Below are 15,478 nucleotides of genomic sequence, written 5' to 3' on the forward strand. Positions count from 1 at the left end.
AAACAAAAAGTCGCTATTTTAGCGACTTTTTGTTTAGACTTCTTCAATTGGTAAATAGGTGTATTCTGCAATTTCTGCGGCATGGGAGCCAGCAACATGTCCAGTGACAAATGCAGCTGTAACATTGTAGCCTCCAGTATAGCCATTAATATCTAAAAGTTCACCAGCAAAAAATAAACCATTGACTAATTTGCTCTCCATTGTTTTAGGGGTCACTTCTTTGAGGGAAATCCCACCGCCTGTGACAAAAGATTTTTCCAAAGGCAATGTTTTCGTAACAGTGAACTGAAAGTCTTTCAGTAGTTCCACAAAGGAAAGACGTTGCTTTTCTGTTAGTTGTTTGGCAGGCACTTCTTCAATTGCTAGTTTCTCTAGATAAAAAGTGAGCAGCCGTTCTGGTATTAAAGAATGAAAGGCATTTTTTGCCACTTTATTTGGCTGTTCCTCAATCATGTAATCAACATTTTTCAGCACTTCTTCAAAAGATTTTGTCGGAAACACATCCAAGGCTACCGTGACAGGTTGATTGCCGTTGCGAGTTAATTCTTGGTTAATAAAACTAGAACAGCGGAGCGCGGCAGGTCCTGAAATGCCAAAATGTGTAAACAGCATATCCATTTGATGATTAACTAAAGGTTTTCCTTTTTGGTTCAAAACAGTTAAATTAACATCTTGTAAAGAGAGACCTTGCAACGTTTTATCAAGGATAAAAGGTTCTTCAGAAATAATAGGCGATTCGGTAGGGTAGAGCGAGCTGATGGTATGCCCCATTTTTTTGGCTAGTTTATAGCCATCACCAGTTGCTCCCGTGGAAGGATAAGTGCGGCCGCCAGTTGTTAATACAACACACGGTGCATAAATTTTTTCCAGTTCGGTTTCAACGCCAATTATTTGATCGTCTTTTCGTAGTAATTTTGTGACCTGTGTTTTTGTAAAAACAGTAACTCCTAATTCGTTAATGCGGTTAAATAGCGCATCAACAATTGACTTCGATTTATCTGTAACAGGGAACATGCGTCCGTGATCTTCTTCTTTTAAGTGAATACCATTGGATTCAAAAAAGTTCATGATATCATAGTTATCAAATTGTGAAAATGCGCTGTATAAAAATTTTCCATTCCCAGGAATAAATGAAATGATTTCTTCTGCGGGCCGATTATTGGTTACATTACAGCGGCCGCCACCAGTCATTAATAATTTTTTCCCAACACGGCGATTTTTTTCAATCAATAATACTTGAGCACCAGCTTCTGCGGCCGCAATCGTGGCCATCATACCACTCGTCCCAGCACCGACAATAATTACATCAAATTTCTTCATAGTTCTCCTCCAATTCAATAGGTAGTGTACCATAATTACGGGATTTTTTCTGGATTTAAGGAAAAAATAAACGTTTGACTATGGTAATTTTTGAATTTTCAGTTAAAATAAACCTATAACAATGAGAGGATGATTAAATGGACGCAAAACAATATGTTAAAAATATTCAAGAAAAGATTCACCAATTAGACCAAGGTCAAACAGAATATTTACAAGCAGTCGATGAGTTTTTACCAACCGTAGAAGGTTTTTTAGAAAAAAATCCTCAATACATTGAAGCAAATGTTTTAGGTGTCTTGATTGAACCTGAACGTATTTTTCAATTTCGTGTGCCGTGGCAAGATGACCAGGGCAACTGGCATGTGAACAGAGGCTATCGTGTCCAATATAATTCAGCGATTGGACCATACAAAGGTGGTTTGCGGTTTCATCCAAGTGTGAATTTAAGTGTGATGAAGTTTTTGGCCTTTGAACAAATTTTTAAAAATAGTTTAACTGGTTTGCCAATCGGTGGCGGCAAAGGTGGTAGTGATTTTGATCCAAAAGGTAAGTCAGATGCTGAAGTGATGCGCTTTTGTCAAAGTTTCATGACCGAACTTCAAAAACATATTGGTCCAAGTACAGATGTTCCAGCAGGCGATATTGGCGTAGGCGCTCGTGAAATTGGTTATTTGTTTGGCATGTATAAACGCTTGCGCAACTATGATGCAGGAGTGTTGACTGGCAAACCTTTAGGATACTGGGGAAGCCAAGCAAGAACAGAAGCGACGGGTTATGGAACGGTTTATTTTGTTAAACATTTATTAGCAGATAAAAACGATACGTTTGAAGGCAAAAAAGTCGCTGTTTCTGGTAGCGGGAATGTCGCAATTTATGCCATGGAAAAAGCAACTGAGCTAGGCGCCACAGTAATCACATGTTCCGATTCGTCTGGTTTTGTCTATGATCCAGAAGGAATTGATGTGGCGTTAGTAAAAGAACTAAAAGAAAAAAATCGTGAACGCATTTCAAAATATGTTGAAACACGTAAAGGCGCAACTTATTATGATAAAGAATCTGTTTGGGATTTCGAAACAGCGTATGACATTGCGTTACCATGTGCAACACAAAATGAAATCAACGAAAAGCAAGCCGCTATTTTAGTGAAAAACGGAGTGAAAGTCGTGGCAGAAGGCGCAAATATGCCTTGTACACTAGAAGCAGTCGCCGTTTTTGCTAAATCAGCTGTAATTTATTGTCCAGGCAAAGCCGCTAATGCAGGTGGTGTTGCGGTTTCTGCCTTAGAGATGAGCCAAAATGCTGAACGTTTAGCTTGGTCCTTTGAAAAAGTTGACGGTATGCTAGATCAAATTATGCAAAACATTTATGAGACTTGTCGTGATACAGCTAACGAATATCAGGAACGAGATAACTTTGTTTTAGGTGCGAATATTGCTGGCTTTGAAAAAGTAGCGGCAGCGATGCTAAGTCAAGGACTCGTTTAATAACAAAAAATGCTAGGATTTCCTAGCATTTTTTATTGGTTTGTTTGATTAAGAGAATAAATATCTCTAATTAAATAGTTAAAATTAAACAATTGGTCTATCCAAAAGAATTTGCTTGAAAAAATGTCTAAAAACACGTAAAGTATACATGTAGTAAGTTTACTTTCGAGGAGGAAAAGGAATGTCACACATTCAATTAGATTATTCCAAATTAGCACCATTTGTTGCTGACCATGAATTGGAATACATGCAAACACAAGTCACTGCAGTGGACAAAGCATTACGTGAAGGTACAGGAGCTGGTAATGATTTTACTGGCTGGATTGATTTACCAGAAAACTATGACAAAGAAGAATTCGCGCGTATTAAAAAAGCAGCAGCAAAAATTCAATCTGACTCTGAGGTATTAGTAGTCATTGGTATCGGTGGTTCATATTTAGGTGCCCGTGCAGCAATTGAATTTTTGACACATTCATTTAATAATCTATTATCAAAAGAAGAACGGAAAGCGCCACAAATCTTCTTTGCTGGAAATAGCATCAGCTCAACTTATTTAGCTGATTTAATCAATGTGATTGGTGATCGTGATTTTTCTGTCAACGTTATTTCAAAATCTGGAACGACAACAGAACCAGCGATTGCTTTCCGCGTCTTTAAAGAGTTATTAATTAATAAATATGGCAAAGAAGAAGCCAATAAACGTATTTATGCGACAACTGACCGTGCTAAAGGAGCAGTAAAAGTTGAAGCTGATGCGGAAGGTTGGGAAACATTTGTGATTCCTGATGATGTAGGCGGACGTTTCACTGTTTTAACGCCAGTAGGTCTTTTACCAATCGCTGTTAGCGGTGCGGATATTGATCGTTTAATGGAAGGTGCAAATGATGCACGTAAAGAATACGGCGCTACGAGCGACTTAAAAGAAAACCAAGCCTATCAATATGCTGCGTTACGTAACATTTTATATCGTAAAGGCAAAACAACTGAAATGTTAATTAACTATGAGCCTGGCATGCACTATTTCTCTGAATGGTGGAAACAATTATACGGTGAATCAGAAGGAAAAGATGGCAAAGGTATTTTCCCAGCAGCCGCAGACTTTTCAACTGACTTACATTCTATGGGTCAATATGTTCAAGAAGGGATGCGTAACTTATTTGAAACAGTGGTTAAAATTGAAAATCCACGCCATAGCATTTCAATTCCAGAACAAAATGAAGATCTAGATGGCCTAGGCTATTTACAAGGAAAAGAAATTGACTTCGTCAATACAAAAGCGTTCGAAGGTACGTTGCTTGCTCACACAGATGGTGGTGTGCCAAACATGATCGTTAAAGTGCCAACAATGGATGCTTATTCATTAGGTTATGTTATGTACTTCTTCGAAATTGCGGTGGGTATCTCAGGTTACTTAAATGGGGTTAATCCATTTGATCAACCAGGTGTTGAAGCTTACAAACGCAACATGTTCGCTTTATTAGGTAAACCAGGATTTGAAGAATTAGCAAAAGATTTAAATGCACGCCTATAATTTGTAAATAACAGAAGAAAAGAGCCAGAAACGTAAGTGTTTCTGGCTCTTTTCTTCTGTTTAAATTATTTTTCCAATGGTTCGTTCCATTTTTTAGGACTCCAAATGGTTCCTTCCAATGCAACTTGAAGACTTTCATTATCATCTTCTAATTGTTCAATATATTTGATGGTTTCCTCGATAATAAAAGAATTGGGTTCTTCACTGATTGACTGAAGTTGTTCTGCTAACCATGTATTTCTCATTTTTCTTCACCTCAAAATGTAGTCTATCATAGGTGAGCTTTTTAGTAATGAAACTTGCTTATTGGTTTTCCTTTAAAATAGCATAAACTCGTTCAATATCCGCTTGGGTACCTCTTAATTCATAGTCAGCTAAGAAGGGGAAGTTAAATTGTTCCGCATACTGTTTAGCTGTCAGGCAGTATTGGTGGTTAAAGTTTTTATTGCCGCTGCCCACCACGCCAGAGCAATAACGATAATTATTTTCAAAAGCAAGATATTCACGCATGACTTCTGTTAAAATTTCGGTATTGCCGTTATTAATGCCATCGCCACCATCTAAATAGGTAGGCACAAAAGTAAAAAATGGTTCTGTTTCTACTTCTAACGGAGAATTTTCCGAAATTTCTTTGAAAGTAATCGTAGGATTTTTTTCATTTTGCTGATGTTGCTCTTCGGCATAAACTGTTAAACGTTGAACAAATGAGCGTGTATTACCAGAGATTGAAATATATCGTATATTCATCAGAGATCCCTCCAAATAAATTTAATTGTTTACGTAAGTATAGCACATCTATGTGAAAAAAATTCAAGATCAATAATTATAAAGCGAAAAAAATAATGCCTTTTTATTACCCATTATAAAAGTGAAAATTTGTTATTTTAATTCATTTGGGTAAGTATTGAATTTTGCGAAAAACTTTGCTAAGATGGTAGAGTATTGAATAAAGAATGGTTGGGCGAAAGCTTCAAGGATTCAGTTCTTCAAGGGGTGAGAAGAACAATTTTTGAGTTTGCGCCTTTTTGCATACCTAAAACAAAAGGGCTGAGCGTATCTCTATTTCGCTAGTCCTTTTTCTTATATGCTAAAGGTGTAAAAACTAAGGAGGTGGAGACAATGGTACAAGAAGTACTAGAGCAAATCAAGGCAGCGGAAGATGCGGTGGAAGAGCATCGGCAACAAGCTAAGATGAATTGTCGTTTATATGAAGAACAGAAGCAAGAACGTTTAGCTGAACTACGTCAAGAGAGTGAAGAAGCCGTTGAAAAAGTGCTGACGGATTCACTAGCAACGCAAGAAAAGATGTTACAACTTGAAAAAGAACAACTTTTAGATGAAACAAAGCGCACTGAACAAGCGCTTCACGAACGTTACGAAGCGAACAAAGAACAAGTCATTGATTCAATTATTGAGAGGGTGAAAGACGTTTATGGCAGTTAGTAAAATGGAAAAAATGACAATAATTGCCGCTGCCGAAAAAGAAGCAGCAATTCTACAAGCCATTCAAGGCTTGCAAATTGTCGAAGTAAAACGGATTTTTCATTCGCCTGAAGAAGAACAAGCCTTAAAGAGTCAATATTCTTTTTTACAAGCAGAACAGTCAACTGAACAGCTACGTAAATATGAAACGATGCTACAACAATTGCAAGAGCTTCTTTTATTTTTGACACGCTATTCAGGAAAAGGTTTAAAGATAAAAAGAAAAGTCTATACCTTAGAAGAGCTGGAACAAACCTTTGATGAAGAAACATTACAAAGCTATTTGACGGAATTAAAGAATATTCAAGAATCTTTGAAACAAATTCAAACGGATCGTCAAGGATTAGAAGCCGAAGAAGAATTATTAGGCCGCTGGCAATATCTGGATGTTCTACCGCACAAACAGCAGTTAAAAAGTAGTTATGTCGTTCATGGTTCGATAAATCTAGCCAATAAAGCCAGTTTCTTGAGCGCTTTGTCTCAATGGCCAACGGTTTATTTTGAAGAAATTTATCAAAGTATGCATCATAGTTACTTTACACTCGTTTACCTGAAGGAACATCAGCAGAGTGTAACCGAGTTATTAAACCAATATAGTTTTGAACCACTCCAATACCGTTATGATGTTCCGCCTAAAGAGGCATATCAACAAGTCAAAGAACGATATGAAGTTTTACAAAAAGAAGAAAAAGCCTTAAAGCAACAGCTGGCTTCTTATCATGATTTTTATGAAACGTTTTGCTTGGCTGAAGAAGTCTTATTGGCGGTTATCCAAAGAGAACAAGCACGTCAACATTTGTTAAATGCTTCGTCATTTTTCATCTTGCAAACGTGGATTCCACTCGAAGAAAAAGCCGGTATTTTGACAGCGATTGAAGAAAAAGTTCCTAAGGACGAAATAGCTCTTACTTTTGAAAATCCTACGAAGGCGGAAATTGAGACAGATATACCGGTTAAACTAGCGAATAATAAACTGGTGCAGCCGTTTGAAATGTTAACAGAGATGTATAGCTTACCAAAATATGAAGAAGTTGATCCGACACCTGCGATGATGCCGTTTTATCTAGTCTTTTTTGGCATGATGGTAGCGGATATTGGCTATGGCTTACTGATGCTACTCTTGTCTATTATTGCGTTGAAAGCATTTGTCTTACCGAGAGGCATGAAGCGTTTTGCCGACTTTTTCTTGATTTTATCATTTCCAACAATTATTTGGGGCTTCATTTACGGTTCGTTTTTCGGTGCAGCATTACCGCCAACAATGTTTGGAATCAAATCACCATTTCCGATTTTATCAACGACCGAAGATGTAAATACGATTCTTATTTTATCGGTTATTTTTGGGTTTATCCAATTGGTTGTCGGTTTAATGATTAATGGGATTCAGTTATCAAAACAAAAGCGCTATTTAGATAGTATTAACGAAAGTTACGCTTGGTTAGGGATTTTGTTTGGTTTAGCATTGTTAGTCGTTGGTAAATTAGTGGTTAAAAATGAAGGCTTATTTACAGCAGGTGCGATTTTAGCAAGCCTTTCTGCCATTGCAATTATTGTGATTCCAATGATTCAATCGAAGGCCAAATTAAAAGGCTTAGCCAAAGGACTGTATGGACTATACGGTGTGACAGGTTATGTCGGTGATTTAGTTAGTTATACACGTTTGATGGCGTTAGGAATTGCTGGGGGAAGTATTGCTTCAGCGTTTAATATGCTCGTAGAGTTCATGCCGCCAGTTGCCCGTTTTAGCGTGGGCATCTTGCTGTTAATTGTTTTACATGCGTTAAACATATTCTTATCGTTATTAGGTGCGTATGTTCATGGCGCACGTTTGCAATATGTTGAGTTCTTTGGAAAATTTTACACAGGCGGTGGCCGGGCGTTTAATCCGCTAAAAACAAAAGAAAAGTATGTCAATGTTGAGAAAAAATAGAAAATTATTTATTGGAGGAAAATAGAGATGATGGATTACTTAATTAATAATAATGGTGGAATTGTTTTTGCAGTATTAGGAATGGCAATGGCGACAATTTTTGCTGGGATTGGATCAGCCAAAGGGGTTGGCTTTACTGGGGAAGCAGCAGCAGCTTTAACGACGGAGCAGCCAGAAAAATTTGGTCAAGCGTTAATTTTACAGTTATTACCAGGTACACAAGGACTATACGGTTTCGTTATTGCTTTCTTAATTTATATTAACTTAGGAAACGATATGAGTATGGTTCAAGGATTGAACTATTTTGTAGCAGCTTTACCAATTGCTTTTGCAGGATTGTTCTCTGGGATTGCCCAAGGTCGTGTAGCCGCTGCGGGGATCCAAATTTTAGCGAAGAAACCAGAACATGCAACAAAAGGAATTATCTATGCTGCCATGGTTGAAACTTATGCCATCTTAGGGTTCGTAATTTCCTTCTTACTTGTATTGAACGTCAAATAATTGAGGAGGCAGATGGATGGATGCCATTGAAAAAATCATCAGTGAAATTAAGCAGCAAGGAAAGCAAGAAGTCGAAGCCTATGTCACCAGTGAACAAACGCGCATCGATCAAGAATTCCAAGCAGCACAACAAGAAATTTTGCTGAAGCAAGAACATGAAATAGAAAAACGACAACAACAATTATTAAAAGAATTTAAACAACGCCAACAACGGCAAACACTAGAAATTCGTCAGGATGCATTAAATAAAAAACAAGCATATCTTAACCAATTATTTGATGAAGTGGTCTTAAAGATGAATGAATGGTCAGCGGAAGAATTTCAACAATTTATGAAAGCACAATTAGGTTCACTTGAATTAACAGGAAAAGCGACCATTCTTTTAGGCGAGTATTCTCAAACGAAAGTGACGCAAGAATGGCTGACCGCTCTTTCTGATGCTACTGTTCAATGGGAGCTTTCAGAGGAAGTTGTTCCAAAAGAAAGTGGCTTTATCGTTGCAAAAGACGGTTTGGATTATAATTTTCTCTTTTCAGCATTAGTTGAAGAGATTCAAAAAACAGAAGGCTTTAAAGTAGCAGAAAAACTTTTCAGTTAAGAAGGGAGGACGTAGAATGAGAAAACCAACGTATCATCAAATTAATCCGCTGATTCGTTTAAAAGAAACGGAGCTGCTTTCTGAGCAACAGTTTCAACAACTTTTAGAAGCGGAAACAGTTGAAGACGTTAAAAATATGTTAAAAAGTACGGTTTATCAACCTTATTTAACCGAAACTTTTGAAGAAAAATTTGACTACCATTCTTCTGAAGCGCTGGGAAGTCTTTATCGCTGGTTATATGAAATGGCTCCAGAACCAGCTGTAGTAACGTTGTATACGATGCGTTTTACCTTCCATAACTTGAAAATTTTGACGAAAGCTGAGCAAACAGGTAAAGATTTTGATTATCTTTATTTAGAAGATGGTCGTTATTCTCTAAACACAGTCAAAAGTGCCATTCATACAAAAAACTCTTCCGAACTTGAGCCAGCATTATTAGAAGTGATCCGTGATGTTTTTGCCTATCTGGAAGAAGGCGGTTTGCCGCAAGCAATTGATATCCTTTATGATCGAGCATTTTTACAGCAACAGCGAAAATTAGCGGATGAATTGGGCTATGAAGAGTTAACGAAGGAAGTCATCGCTTTTATTGATTTAACCAATCTATCAACGATGGCTAGAGGGATTGTTCAACATCAAAACAGTAACTTTTTATCAACCGTGCTTTCTAGCGCTGGCAGTCTCTCAAAGAAAGAGCTGTTGACCTATGCGGAAAAGTCACTTGTAGAATTTACAGCATTTGTCAGAACAACGAATTACGGACAACTATTAGAAAAGATTATCAATAAAGAAACCAATGAATTAAATTTATTGGCTTTTGAAAAACTCAAAGATGACTACCTGACCTCAATGTATGAAAACGGTCGAACGGTTGCTTTTGGGCCGCTCCCATTACTAGCCTTTTTGAATGCGAAAGAGGTTGAATGGAAAAATCTACGTTTAATTTTGGTCGGAAAACATAGTGGGTTTTCAAATGAAAAAATTCGAGAAAGGATGCGAAAAGTCAATGGGGTATAAAATTGGTGTCATTGGAGACAAAAATTCAATCTTACCATTTAAACTGTTTGGCTTTGAGGTCCATCATGCCATTTCAGAAATGCAAGTTAGAGAAGCCATTGAAACTATGGCAAAAAATAAGTTTGGGGTCATTTTCATAACGGAAGAAGCCTCTACTTTAGCAGAAGAAACGATTGAACGATACAAAGAACAAGTGACACCAGCGATTATTTTAATCCCAAGTCATAATGGTACAATCGGAATCGGTTTAAGTGAGATTGAAAAAAATGTTGAAAAAGCAATTGGACAAAATATTTTATAATGCAAAGGAGAATGAGCGTGCAAATTGGAAAAATTGTCAAAGTTTCAGGTCCTTTGATTTTAGCTGAAAACATGTCAGATGCTAGTATCCAAGACATTTGTCATGTAGGAGATTTAGGCGTTATCGGAGAGATTATTGAAATGCGAGGCGACGTCGCTTCGATTCAAGTATATGAAGAAACAACAGGCATTGGACCAGGAGAACCAGTTATTTCAACAGGAGAACCATTATCTGTTGAATTAGCCCCAGGTTTAATTGCCGAAATGTTTGATGGTATTCAACGACCATTGGATACATTTCAAGAAGTAACCCACAGTAACTTTTTAGGCCGTGGCGTTAAAATTGATGCATTAGATCGTGAGAAAAAATGGACGTTTGAACCGACTGTGGCAGTGGGTGAAGAAGTGTCGGCAGGTGACATCGTCGGTGTGGTTCAAGAAACAGCGATTATTCAACATAAAATTATGGTGCCTTTCGGCGTTTCAGGAACGATTGTCGAAATTAAAGCAGGTGACTTTGTCATTGATGAAACAGTTTACTCAGTGAAAACGGCTAAAGGAACGGAAAGTTTTAGCATGATGCAAAAATGGCCCGTTCGGCGGGGACGTCCCATTTTAGAAAAACTAAGTCCCAAAGTACCAATGGTGACCGGACAACGCGTAATTGATACCTTTTTCCCAATTACGAAAGGCGGAGCGGCAGCAGTTCCAGGACCATTTGGCGCTGGAAAAACAGTCGTTCAGCACCAAATTGCTAAGTGGGCCGATGTCGACTTAGTCGTTTACGTTGGTTGTGGGGAACGCGGGAATGAAATGACAGATGTTTTAAATGAATTTCCAGAATTAATTGATCCAACAACTGGTGAGTCTTTGATGAATCGGACGATTTTAATTGCGAATACGTCAAATATGCCGGTGGCGGCACGGGAAGCCTCGATTTATACAGGGATTACCATTGCAGAATATTTCCGTGATATGGGTTACTCAGTCGCAATTATGGCGGATTCTACTTCTCGTTGGGCAGAAGCGTTACGAGAAATGAGTGGCCGGTTAGAAGAAATGCCTGGTGATGAAGGCTATCCAGCCTATTTAGGTAGCCGCTTAGCTGAATATTATGAACGAGCAGGACAAGTCATCGCGTTAGGAAAAGATCATCGTGAAGGAAGCATTACAGCGATTAGTGCGGTTTCGCCATCTGGTGGGGACATATCAGAACCTGTCACCCAAAATACGTTACGCGTTGTTAAAGTATTCTGGGGCTTAGATTCTCAATTAGCACAAAAACGTCATTTTCCTTCTATTAACTGGTTGCAAAGTTATTCTCTTTACTCCACAGAAGTAGGGCAATATTTAGACTTGGAATTGCAAGGAAACTGGGCCGCTATGGTAGCTGAAGGGATGCGGATTTTACAAGAGGAATCTCAACTGGAAGAAATTGTTCGCTTGGTTGGGATTGATTCCTTGTCGGATAAAGACCGTTTAACGTTGGAAACAGCCAAATCATTACGGGAAGACTATTTGCAACAAAATGCTTTTGATGACGTGGATACGTTCACTTCTCGAACAAAACAAGCGAAAATGTTGCAATTGATTCTAACTTTTGGTGAAGAAGGTCAAAAAGCCTTAAGTTTAGGCACTTATTTCTCTGAGTTAATGGCGGGAACAGTTGAAATCCGTGATCGCATTGCTCGTAGCAAGTATTTACCAGAAGAAGAATTAGAGAAATTGGATCGTTTACAAGCAGAAATTAAAACAACGATAAAAGAAATCATTGCTGAAGGAGGAATGACGAATGATTAAAGAATATCGCACAATCAATGAAGTCGTTGGTCCTCTGATGATTGTTGAAAAAGTGGCAGGCGTAAAGTACGAAGAATTAATTGAAGTACGCATGCAAAATGGCGAAATTCGCCAAGGGCAAGTTTTAGAAATCAATGGAGATAAAGCGATGGTCCAAATATTTGAAGGAACGAGTAACATCAATATTCGTGATTCAAAAGTTCGCTTTCTGGGACATCCTTTAGAATTAGGGGTTTCACCAGATATGATGGGGCGCGTTTTTGACGGCTTAGGTCGCTTAAAAGATAATGGACCAGAATTATTACCTGAAAAAAAATTAGATATTAACGGCGAAGTTATCAATCCAGTCGCTCGTGATTATCCCGATGAGTTCATCCAAACAGGGATTTCAGCGATTGACCATTTAAATACCTTAGTTCGTGGTCAAAAATTACCTGTTTTTTCAGCATCTGGCTTACCTCATAAAGAATTAGCGGCACAAATTGCCAGACAAGCCAACGTGTTAAATAGTGAAGAAGAATTTGCCGTAGTTTTTGCGGCCATTGGGATTACCTTTGAAGAAGCGGAATATTTTATGGAAGATTTCCGTCAAACAGGCGCAATTGATCGTTCAGTCTTATTTATGAACTTAGCGAATGATCCAGCCATTGAACGGATTGCAACGCCTAGAATGGCTTTGACAGCCGCTGAATATTTAGCTTATGAAAAGGGCATGCATGTCTTAGTTATCATGACGGATATGACCAATTATTGCGAAGCGTTACGAGAAATTTCAGCAGCACGCCGTGAAGTTCCAGGACGTCGTGGTTACCCAGGTTATCTTTATACGAACTTAGCAACGTTGTATGAACGGGCAGGCCGAATTCGTGGTTCAAAAGGCTCCGTAACACAGATTCCTATTTTAACGATGCCAGAGGAGGATAAAACACATCCAATTCCCGATTTAACTGGCTATATTACAGAAGGGCAAATTATCTTGTCCCGGGAACTATATAAGAGCGGTATCCAACCACCAATTGATGTATTGCCATCACTTTCCCGTCTTAAAGACAAAGGAACTGGCGAAGGCAAAACGCGCGGGGATCATGCAGCGACGATGAATCAATTGTTCTCAGCCTATGCACAAGGCAAACAAGCCAAAGAATTAGCTGTCATTTTAGGAGAATCAGCTCTTTCCGATGTCGATAAAATTTACGCAGCTTTTGCCCAACGTTTTGAAGAAGAATATGTCAATCAAGGATTCGATACAAACCGTTCGATTGAAGAAACGTTAGATCTTGGGTGGGAACTATTAAGCATGCTACCGAGAACAGAACTAAAACGAATTAAAGAGGATATGCTCGATCAATATTTAACTGAAGGGAAGTAGAAAAATGGCTCGATTAAATGTTAATCCAACCCGTATGGAACTTTCCCGATTAAAAAAACAGTTAACTACGGCCACGAGAGGCCATAAGTTGCTGAAAGACAAACAAGATGAATTGATGCGACGGTTTATTGCGCTAGTCAAAGAAAACAATGAGTTACGTATTCAGGTTGAACAAGAAGTGACGGATGCGTTATCAAATTTTGTATTGGCAAACGCAACTTTGAACGAAGCCTTTATTGAAGAGTTAGTGGCAATTCCAGCCGAAAAAGTTGAATTAGAAATTATTGAGCAGAACATCTTAAGTGTGCCAGTTCCTAAAATGATTTTTGATTACGATGAATCGGTTCAAGAAGCCCCCTTAGACTATGGTTACGTGAATTCAAACAGCGAGCTTGATCAAGCTTTTGCTAAAATTTCAAGCATTTTACCGAAATTATTAGCACTTGCAAATGTTGAAAAGACGTGCCAATTATTATCAAAAGAAATTGAAAAAACGCGTCGTCGTGTCAACGCCTTAGAGTACATGACGATTCCACAATTAGAAGAAACAATTTACTACATTCAAATGAAATTAGAAGAAAATGAACGTGGCGAAATTACACGTCTAATTAAAATTAAAAGCATGAACAAAGACAATTAGTTGTTAGAAAGAACGAGTACGAAGCCAGTTGGTAGCTTTCGTACTCGTTTTTAATAAAAAGGAGTGGAAAAAATGAAAAATAAAGAACGCCGTAAAGCGATTGCACTGAATTGTCAAAAATACGAAAGTGACTATGCTCGCTTGGTGGAACCAATTAATGAGCTACTGTTAAACTTGGGAGCAGCTATTTCAGAAGAAGCCGCGAAGCAAATCATTCTGAATGTAAAACGTTATCATCACGGCGTGAAATATCTTCCTGAGTGTCATTTAGATGAAAGTAACCAGTTTATCGAAGATGGGCTTGAAGCCCTTAAAAAGGGAGATTTAGGCAACGGTGCATTACAACTATTTGGGGCTGGCTTAAACTTTGCTAGTTTTGCAGCAAAAGCACAAGGAACCAAAAAAATTGATGCCCACCAAATGTTGGCAGAACGTTTTACGAAGTTGTTGTCTGTACAAATGGATAATGATAACAAACAATAAAAAAATACCCTTGGTTTATTAAGTCGTCTTAATAAACCAAGGGTATTTTCTTAACTGTTATTGATTAGGATATTCAGACACCTGTAATTGCCATAACTTATCTGTCACTGAAGCAATAAACGCAGCACTCTTAGCATTATCAGGTCCTTTAGTAAAAATTGCTAAAGCAAAGGGGTGAGGTGTTTCTAAAATCCCCATATCATGAATAAATTCATCATAGGAACCAATTTTATGAGCAACTTTTCCTTGAGTTGTGGGAGTTTCCATTCTTTCATGGAAAACACTTTGTTTCATAGAATCATAAATCGCTTGGTAATCTGGTTTTGTTGCTTTTTCAGTATATAATCTTTGTAGAATAACTAGCGCATCTTCCGAAGAAAATTGTGGTTCTTCAATCGAAGGTGACTTGTGCAAATAACGCTGATACATTTCTCGTTTTGCTTTTTCATCACCACCCAATGTATCATAGAGCATATTTTTAGCGATATTATCAGAATAGGTGATGGCATATTCTTGTAACGTTTTTAATGGATATTCTGGTTGGATATTATAGGCAATGATCCCAGTTCCTTCTTCATAATCTTCTTCGGCGTTGTAGGGAATCAGGTCTGTCCATTTTTTTTGACCAGAAGCAACCGTGTCGGCGACTAGCATCGTCAGCGGCACTTTAATAGTACTAGCTGTATAAAATTCATGTTGGCCATTCACAGAACGCTGTTCGCCAGTTTCCAAATCTAAATAACTAATCCCGACCGTTCCTTCAAATTCTTTGACAGAAGCGACGAGCAGGTCATTTATTTTATCAAAAAATACTGTATTTGCTGAATTATTTTCTTCCTTGTCTTTCGTATGCTTCTCATGTTTGGCGGAATCAATTGTAACTTTTTGTTCAGATTCTTTGGCATAATCTTCGCCACGACTTGAGAAGAAGAAGCCCACAATTAGGAAAAAGCAAAGAAAGAAAATGATGCCGTATAGTGAGAGTTGCTGTTTCTTCAATGTAAAACCCTTTCCGTTTCTCT

At 38.0% G+C, this 15,478-nt stretch carries 16 protein-coding genes and 1 other annotated feature; of the genes, 12 read left to right on the forward strand and 4 right to left on the reverse strand.

Going from position 1 to position 15,478, the window contains the following annotated elements; genetic code table 11:
- Positions 1 to 33: 33 nt before the first annotated feature.
- Complete coding sequence (locus tag IGL07_RS06675; protein ID WP_010712421.1) at positions 34 to 1,320, reverse strand: NAD(P)/FAD-dependent oxidoreductase; 1,287 nt, start codon at positions 1,318 to 1,320, stop codon at positions 34 to 36.
- A gap of 137 nt (positions 1,321 to 1,457) precedes the next feature.
- Here IGL07_RS06675 and gdhA point away from each other — a divergent pair, with 137 nt between their 5' ends.
- Both gdhA and IGL07_RS06685 read left to right on the forward strand, forming a co-directional pair.
- On the forward strand, positions 1,458 to 2,804 hold the full coding sequence (gdhA, locus tag IGL07_RS06680; RefSeq protein WP_010712422.1) for an NADP-specific glutamate dehydrogenase: 1,347 nt from the start codon (positions 1,458 to 1,460) through the stop codon (positions 2,802 to 2,804).
- A gap of 181 nt (positions 2,805 to 2,985) precedes the next feature.
- Positions 2,986 to 4,335, forward strand: a complete 1,350-nt coding sequence (locus IGL07_RS06685) for a glucose-6-phosphate isomerase (protein ID WP_002357685.1) — start codon at positions 2,986 to 2,988, stop codon at positions 4,333 to 4,335.
- 65 nt (positions 4,336 to 4,400) lie between these two features.
- Here the strand turns inward: IGL07_RS06685 and IGL07_RS06690 are convergent, their stop codons facing one another.
- Both IGL07_RS06690 and nrdI read right to left on the reverse strand, forming a co-directional pair.
- Complete coding sequence (locus IGL07_RS06690; protein ID WP_002357684.1) at positions 4,401 to 4,580, reverse strand: hypothetical protein; 180 nt, start codon at positions 4,578 to 4,580, stop codon at positions 4,401 to 4,403.
- 58 nt (positions 4,581 to 4,638) lie between these two features.
- A complete protein-coding gene (gene nrdI, locus IGL07_RS06695) occupies positions 4,639 to 5,082 on the reverse strand; it encodes a class Ib ribonucleoside-diphosphate reductase assembly flavoprotein NrdI (protein ID WP_010817258.1) in 444 nt (147 codons plus the stop codon).
- A 208-nt stretch (positions 5,083 to 5,290) separates the two neighbouring features.
- Positions 5,291 to 5,338: a sequence feature (sodium ion sensor (DUF1646 type); this cis-regulatory element may regulate processes involved in with the transportation of sodium ions), on the forward strand.
- 116 nt (positions 5,339 to 5,454) lie between these two features.
- Here nrdI and IGL07_RS06700 point away from each other — a divergent pair.
- The 10 genes from IGL07_RS06700 to IGL07_RS06745 all read left to right on the forward strand — a co-directional run bounded on the left by IGL07_RS06700 (position 5,455) and on the right by IGL07_RS06745 (position 14,456).
- Positions 5,455 to 5,778 carry a V-type ATPase subunit F gene (locus tag IGL07_RS06700; protein WP_002381927.1) on the forward strand — a complete coding sequence of 108 codons (324 nt, stop codon included), beginning with the start codon at positions 5,455 to 5,457 and terminating at the stop codon, positions 5,776 to 5,778.
- Positions 5,768 to 7,747 (forward strand): V-type ATP synthase subunit I, encoded by a 1,980-nt coding sequence (locus tag IGL07_RS06705; RefSeq protein ID WP_010817259.1) that lies wholly within the window; start codon positions 5,768 to 5,770, stop codon positions 7,745 to 7,747. The genes IGL07_RS06700 and IGL07_RS06705 overlap by 11 nt, the downstream gene beginning before the upstream one ends.
- Positions 7,748 to 7,774: 27 nt before the next feature.
- The gene (locus tag IGL07_RS06710) at positions 7,775 to 8,248 is read left to right on the forward strand and encodes a V-type ATP synthase subunit K (RefSeq protein WP_002363905.1); all 474 of its coding nucleotides are present in this window, start codon (positions 7,775 to 7,777) and stop codon (positions 8,246 to 8,248) included.
- A gap of 16 nt (positions 8,249 to 8,264) precedes the next feature.
- A complete protein-coding gene (locus IGL07_RS06715) occupies positions 8,265 to 8,846 on the forward strand; it encodes a V-type ATP synthase subunit E (protein WP_010817260.1) in 582 nt (193 codons plus the stop codon).
- A 16-nt stretch (positions 8,847 to 8,862) separates the two neighbouring features.
- Positions 8,863 to 9,864, forward strand: coding sequence for a V-type ATPase subunit (locus tag IGL07_RS06720; RefSeq protein ID WP_002361773.1), 1,002 nt, complete (start codon positions 8,863 to 8,865; stop codon positions 9,862 to 9,864).
- Complete coding sequence (locus IGL07_RS06725; protein ID WP_002357676.1) at positions 9,854 to 10,165, forward strand: V-type ATP synthase subunit F; 312 nt, start codon at positions 9,854 to 9,856, stop codon at positions 10,163 to 10,165. Before IGL07_RS06720 ends, IGL07_RS06725 begins: the two co-directional genes overlap by 11 nt.
- A gap of 17 nt (positions 10,166 to 10,182) precedes the next feature.
- Entirely contained in the window at positions 10,183 to 11,964 is a 1,782-nt protein-coding gene (locus IGL07_RS06730; protein WP_002366646.1) for a V-type ATP synthase subunit A, read from the forward strand.
- Complete coding sequence (locus IGL07_RS06735; RefSeq protein ID WP_002357674.1) at positions 11,957 to 13,333, forward strand: V-type ATP synthase subunit B; 1,377 nt, start codon at positions 11,957 to 11,959, stop codon at positions 13,331 to 13,333. Before IGL07_RS06730 ends, IGL07_RS06735 begins: the two co-directional genes overlap by 8 nt.
- 4 nt (positions 13,334 to 13,337) lie before the next feature.
- Positions 13,338 to 13,973, forward strand: a complete 636-nt coding sequence (locus IGL07_RS06740; protein WP_010712427.1) for a V-type ATP synthase subunit D — start codon at positions 13,338 to 13,340, stop codon at positions 13,971 to 13,973.
- Between the two features lie 72 nt (positions 13,974 to 14,045).
- Positions 14,046 to 14,456, forward strand: coding sequence for a hypothetical protein (locus IGL07_RS06745; protein WP_010817261.1), 411 nt, complete (start codon positions 14,046 to 14,048; stop codon positions 14,454 to 14,456).
- Between the two features lie 57 nt (positions 14,457 to 14,513).
- Here the strand turns inward: IGL07_RS06745 and IGL07_RS06750 are convergent, their stop codons facing one another.
- Positions 14,514 to 15,395 carry a serine hydrolase gene (locus tag IGL07_RS06750; RefSeq protein WP_025189523.1) on the reverse strand — a complete coding sequence of 294 codons (882 nt, stop codon included), beginning with the start codon at positions 15,393 to 15,395 and terminating at the stop codon, positions 14,514 to 14,516.
- Positions 15,396 to 15,478: the final 83 nt, after the last annotated feature.

It is taken from the genome of Enterococcus sp. DIV1368f (assembly GCF_051712245.1).
GTDB classification, from domain to species: Bacteria; Bacillota; Bacilli; order Lactobacillales; family Enterococcaceae; genus Enterococcus; species Enterococcus faecalis.

What these genes read in the sequence shown, in the direction of transcription:
- IGL07_RS06675 (WP_010712421.1), bottom strand. Translation starts at nt 1,320, where the DNA reads ATGAAGAAATTTGATGTAATTATTGTCGGTGCTGGGACGAGTGGTATG.
- gdhA (WP_010712422.1), top strand. Translation starts at nt 1,458, where the DNA reads ATGGACGCAAAACAATATGTTAAAAATATTCAAGAAAAGATTCACCAA.
- IGL07_RS06685 (WP_002357685.1), top strand. Translation starts at nt 2,986, where the DNA reads ATGTCACACATTCAATTAGATTATTCCAAATTAGCACCATTTGTTGCT.
- IGL07_RS06690 (WP_002357684.1), bottom strand. Translation starts at nt 4,580, where the DNA reads ATGAGAAATACATGGTTAGCAGAACAACTTCAGTCAATCAGTGAAGAA.
- nrdI (WP_010817258.1), bottom strand. Translation starts at nt 5,082, where the DNA reads ATGAATATACGATATATTTCAATCTCTGGTAATACACGCTCATTTGTT.
- IGL07_RS06700 (WP_002381927.1), top strand. Translation starts at nt 5,455, where the DNA reads ATGGTACAAGAAGTACTAGAGCAAATCAAGGCAGCGGAAGATGCGGTG.
- IGL07_RS06705 (WP_010817259.1), top strand. Translation starts at nt 5,768, where the DNA reads ATGGCAGTTAGTAAAATGGAAAAAATGACAATAATTGCCGCTGCCGAA.
- IGL07_RS06710 (WP_002363905.1), top strand. Translation starts at nt 7,775, where the DNA reads ATGATGGATTACTTAATTAATAATAATGGTGGAATTGTTTTTGCAGTA.
- IGL07_RS06715 (WP_010817260.1), top strand. Translation starts at nt 8,265, where the DNA reads ATGGATGCCATTGAAAAAATCATCAGTGAAATTAAGCAGCAAGGAAAG.
- IGL07_RS06720 (WP_002361773.1), top strand. Translation starts at nt 8,863, where the DNA reads ATGAGAAAACCAACGTATCATCAAATTAATCCGCTGATTCGTTTAAAA.
- IGL07_RS06725 (WP_002357676.1), top strand. Translation starts at nt 9,854, where the DNA reads ATGGGGTATAAAATTGGTGTCATTGGAGACAAAAATTCAATCTTACCA.
- IGL07_RS06735 (WP_002357674.1), top strand. Translation starts at nt 11,957, where the DNA reads ATGATTAAAGAATATCGCACAATCAATGAAGTCGTTGGTCCTCTGATG.
- IGL07_RS06740 (WP_010712427.1), top strand. Translation starts at nt 13,338, where the DNA reads ATGGCTCGATTAAATGTTAATCCAACCCGTATGGAACTTTCCCGATTA.
- IGL07_RS06745 (WP_010817261.1), top strand. Translation starts at nt 14,046, where the DNA reads ATGAAAAATAAAGAACGCCGTAAAGCGATTGCACTGAATTGTCAAAAA.